Annotated in this window: 3 protein-coding genes; 1 reads left to right on the forward strand and 2 read right to left on the reverse strand. The window is 63.9% G+C overall.

Annotation, left to right across the window (positions count from 1 at the left end):
- Positions 1–69: 69 nt before the first annotated feature.
- The gene (locus ACIQ3R_RS15695; RefSeq protein WP_397419793.1) at positions 70–498 is read right to left on the reverse strand and encodes a hypothetical protein; all 429 of its coding nucleotides are present in this window, start codon (positions 496–498) and stop codon (positions 70–72) included.
- 272 nt (positions 499–770) lie between these two features.
- Positions 771–2,852 (reverse strand): M3 family metallopeptidase, encoded by a 2,082-nt coding sequence (locus ACIQ3R_RS15700; RefSeq protein WP_397419794.1) that lies wholly within the window; start codon positions 2,850–2,852, stop codon positions 771–773.
- A gap of 343 nt (positions 2,853–3,195) precedes the next feature.
- Here ACIQ3R_RS15700 and ACIQ3R_RS15705 point away from each other — a divergent pair.
- A partial coding sequence (locus ACIQ3R_RS15705) for a sulfatase-like hydrolase/transferase (protein ID WP_397419795.1) occupies positions 3,196–4,412 on the forward strand: 1,217 nt, incomplete at its 3' end.

The raw sequence follows: 4,412 nt of genomic DNA on the forward strand, positions 1-4,412 counted from the left end.
TCAGCGCACGCAACGTAAGACGCTCTTTGGAGATTTCGCCCTTACCTACGATCGATCTGAGTTCAAGGCTCATTTCAGAACAACTCGGGCAGCGATGCCGACACCAAACAACATAGTTCCAACTATAAACACAATTGTGCCCGTCGGCTGAGTGGCCCAGACCGAGCCCGACCATCCAATCAACGCGGAACCGGCCGTGAGCGATCCACCAAAGAAAATGTCTGCAGAGAGGTTCGTCTTAATTTTGTGGGCCAGTACTTCAGCTTCTTTATCTCTTTGATAATATTTGGAATGAATTATTTTCAGATCACCATTTTCAGATTCAAGCCGCTCAAGCTCGTCCATCAACAATTTCTGTACAGCACTTGTGCCGAGTTCCTCCTCGGTGAGTTCGCGGCGCATGCGGAGGAACGACCGTCGACCCTTCCGGCCGTCGCCGTGCTCGTTCTGCGGGAGCGCCTCGCTGGGCTCTTCGTCCAAGGCTTCGGAGTTGGCCACGTTGACTCCCTGCGATGAGGATCGACTTCGCTGTCGGCTCAGCTTGTTCGAATGTCGACGTCACCAACGGGTCGCTTCTCCCTGTTGGGTCAACGCGCGAAACTCGCCGTTGGCAGGCTTACTGTGAGTGCTCCGAACTCAAGCAGGGAGAGATGAGTCGTGACGGAGCCTCGGTTCCAAGGCTGACTTTGGGGGTAGTGCCCAAAACTCGGCTCATCCGGCCGGTGCCCTTATTGCAACTCCCACCGCAACTCCGCTTTTCGGAAGACGCTCTAACTCAAGCCCCGGTTTCGCAGGAGCGCGTCGGCGGTGGGCATGCGACCGCGGAACGCGGTGTAGCTGACGGCGGGATCGCGGGTGTTGCCGCGCTCCAGCACCTCGCGCCGCAGCTTGGCGGCGAGCGCCGGATCATAGGGGTTTCCGGCCTCCTTGAACGCTTCGAACCCGTCGGCGTCCATCACCTCAGCCCAGGTATAGGCGTAGTAGCTCGCGGAATAGCCGCCGTCGAAGATGTGGCTGAAATGCGCCAACCGATGGCGCATGCCGATGGCATCCGGGACGCCAAGCGCCTTCAGCTCCGCCGCTTCCCAGGCGCGCGCATCGAAATCGGCCGGGACACCCGGCAGCTCGTGCAGTCGCATGTCCAGGATCGCCGAGGACAGTTGCTGCACGGTCAGGTAGCCCTGGTTGAAGGTCCGGGCTTTCAGCGCCGCCTGCAGCATCGGTTCCGGAATCGGCTCCCCGGCCGCGTTGCGGGCATGCTTGCGCAGGATTTCCGGTTGGGTCACCCAATGCTCATAGACCTGGGCCGGGAACTCGACGAAATCGCGCGAGACGGTTGTCCCCGAAAGGCTGGGATATCTGACGTTGCTCAAGAGCCCGTGCAGGGCGTGGCCGAATTCGTGAAAGAGTGTCCCCGCCTCGTCGATCGAGATGAGCGCGAGCTGCCCTGACGCCGGCGGCGTGATGTTCTGGTTGTTGACGACGACCGGCAGCTCGCCCAGCAGGCTGTTCTGGTTGCGAAGACTGTTCATCCAGGCGCCCGGGCTTTTGGTGGGCCGCGCAAACCAGTCGGCGTAAAACAGTCCGATCTTGCGGCCGTCGGCCTCTCTGACTTCCCAGACGCGGACGCCCTGCGCGTAGACGGGAACATCTGTGCGCTCATGGAGGGTCACGCCGTAGAGCCTGTTGGTCGTCTCGAACAGGGCCGCGACCATCCCTTCGAGCGGGAAGTACTGCTTGAGCGCCTGCTCATCGAGCGCAAACCGCGCCTTGCGGACCTGCTCGGCATAGTACCGCCAGTCCCAGGGCTCCACCTTGGCGACGCCATCGCGGGCGGCGACGGCGCGGATGTCGCGCAGCTCTTCGTCAGCTCGCACCAGAGCGGGGCGGAAGACCGTCATGAGCAGGTCGCTGGCGGCCGCCGGCGTCTTCGCCATGGTGTCATCGAGTTGGAACGCCGCGTGGCTGACGGCGCCGAGAAGCTTGGCGCGCTCGGCGCGGAGCGCCGCAAGCTTTGCGATGATCGCGTTGTTGTCGTTGGCGTTGCTGTTGTCGCCACGCATAACGAACGCCCGCCAGACCTTTTCGCGCGCCGCGCGGTTGGGCGCGGCGGTGAGGAACGGCTCGACCGCCGAACGGGTGGCCGAGATCAGGAACTGGCCGTCTAGGCCTGCCGCCTTACCTGCGGTCGCAGCCGCGGCCCGCTGATCCTCCGGCAGACCGGCGACCTCGGCCGCCCCCAGGACGACATCGCTCGCCTTCTGGTCGGCAAGGAGGTTCTGGCCGAACCTGACGCTAAGGTTCGCCATCTCCTCGTTGATCGCGGCCACCCGGGTGCGCGCATCTGGGCTGAGCGCTGCGCCGGCGCGCGCAAACCGCTTGTGGGTCTCCTCAAGCAGGCGCGTTTGCTCTGGCCCGAGGGCGAGTGTTTCCCGGGCCTTCCAAAGGCGATCGACGCGCGCATAGAGATTCTGGTCGAGCAACGTCTCGTTCGAAAGCCGCGTCAGCTTGGGCGTGACGTTTTCCTCGACCTTCTGGATCGCCGGCGTGGCGTCCGCAGATGCGACGTTGAAGAAGGTGCTGCTGACCCGATCCAGTGGGCGCGCCGCGCGCTCCAGCGCCTCGATGGTGTTGGCGAAGGTCGGCGCGGCGGGATTGTTTGCGATCTTCTGGTAGTCCGCACGGGCCGCGACCAGGGCGGTCTCGAACGCGGGCTCGTAGTCCTCCGGCCGGATGAGGTCGTAGGGCGGTACGCCGTCCGGGGTGGTCCACGCGCCCAGCAGCGGGTTCACCGTGCTGACAACGACTTGCGCCGGTTGTGCAACGGCGGAGGGGAGACTGGACGGGGTCATGCGAGGGCGGCGCCAGCGAGAATGAAGAGACGCAAGTTAATCATCCCGGTGTCTCGTTTGAACAAGGGGCCGAACAGATTCGCGGCCAGGTCGAGTGGTCGCATGGATTCCGGCGTTCGCCGGAAGGCGCGGGCGGGGGCGCGGAGTCGTTCGGCGACCTGGCGCTACCCCTGGACGCCATCACCGTAGCGGCGCCCCACTTTACGGCGATGCGGCGACAGCTTACCGTCCGATCGGTAGGTAAGTGGAGGAAGACATGGGGCTCTTGAGGTTGCTCGCGACGTCCTTGTTCGGGCTCGTCGCCGCGTCCGGCTGCGCGGCGTCGCGGAGCGGAGAACAGCCCATGGCGCCGACGTCGACCGCCCGGCCGAACGTCATCGTCATCATGGCTGACGACCTCGGCTATGCGGACGTCTCGATCTACCACAAGGGCCGAATCCCGACCCCGAATCTTGACCGGCTCGGGCGCGAAGGCGTGGTCTTCACCCAGGGCTACGTCTCGACACCGATCTGTTCACCGTCGCGGGCGGCCCTGATGACCGGCCGCTACCAGCAGCGCTATGGCTTCGAGCACAACAATGGTCCCGCCGCGCGCGACGCCCGGGAGAGACTGGGCCTCGATCCCGCCGAACTGACTCTCGGCGACGTCCTCAAGGCGGGAGGCTATCGCACCGGGGTCATAGGCAAGTGGCATCTAGGTTCGAGCGACGAACACTATCCGACCAACCGCGGTTTCGAGACCTGGTGGGGTTTTCTGACCGGCCAGACCAACTTCATTCATCCCAATGCGCCCACCGCCGTGAACGGCGCCCCTGTCAGCACGACGCGCGAGGAGGGCAGCATCGCGCAGCCCGTCCTTCAGGTCAGTCGGCTGAACGCGGTGATCACGGGCCCGGATCGAACCGTCATCCCGCACGGCGAGTGGCATCTCACCGAAGAACTCACAAAGAAGTCGATAGAGTTCATCGACAGCAGCGGCGATCGTCCATTCTTTCTGTATCTGGCGCATCACGCACCGCATACGCCGCTGCAGACCACACAAAAGTACTACGACCGCTTCCCGAACATCGCAGATAAGGGCCAGCGTGTGTACGCGGCCATGGTGAGCGCCCTTGACGACAGCATTGGCGAAATCCTCAACCACCTTGAGAAGCGCGGCATTGGCGACAACACGATCGTCGTGTTTCTGAGCGACAACGGTTGTGCGGCGTACATTCCGGGCCTCTGCAGCCCCGAGCCGCTGGCTGGCGGCAAGCTGTCCCACTACGAGGGCGGGATCCGCGTTCCTTTCCTCATGCGCTGGCCCGCGGCGATCCCCGCAGGAACGGTGCATGACAAGCCCGTTTCCAGCCTGGATGTCTTCCCCACAGCTGTGAAGGCGGCCGGTCTGCAGTTGCCCGCGGACCGCGTGTTCGATGGGAAGGATCTGGTGGCGCAGGTCCGCACGGGAGCCTCCACGCCCGAACGCCAGCTCGTCTGGCGCTCATCACCCTTGCGCACGGTCCGGCAGGGAGACTGGAAGTACCATCGTGACTTCGACGGGAACGAGTTTCTCTACAA

It is taken from the genome of Phenylobacterium sp., from assembly GCF_044371015.1.
Lineage (GTDB): Bacteria > Pseudomonadota > Alphaproteobacteria > Caulobacterales > Caulobacteraceae > Phenylobacterium.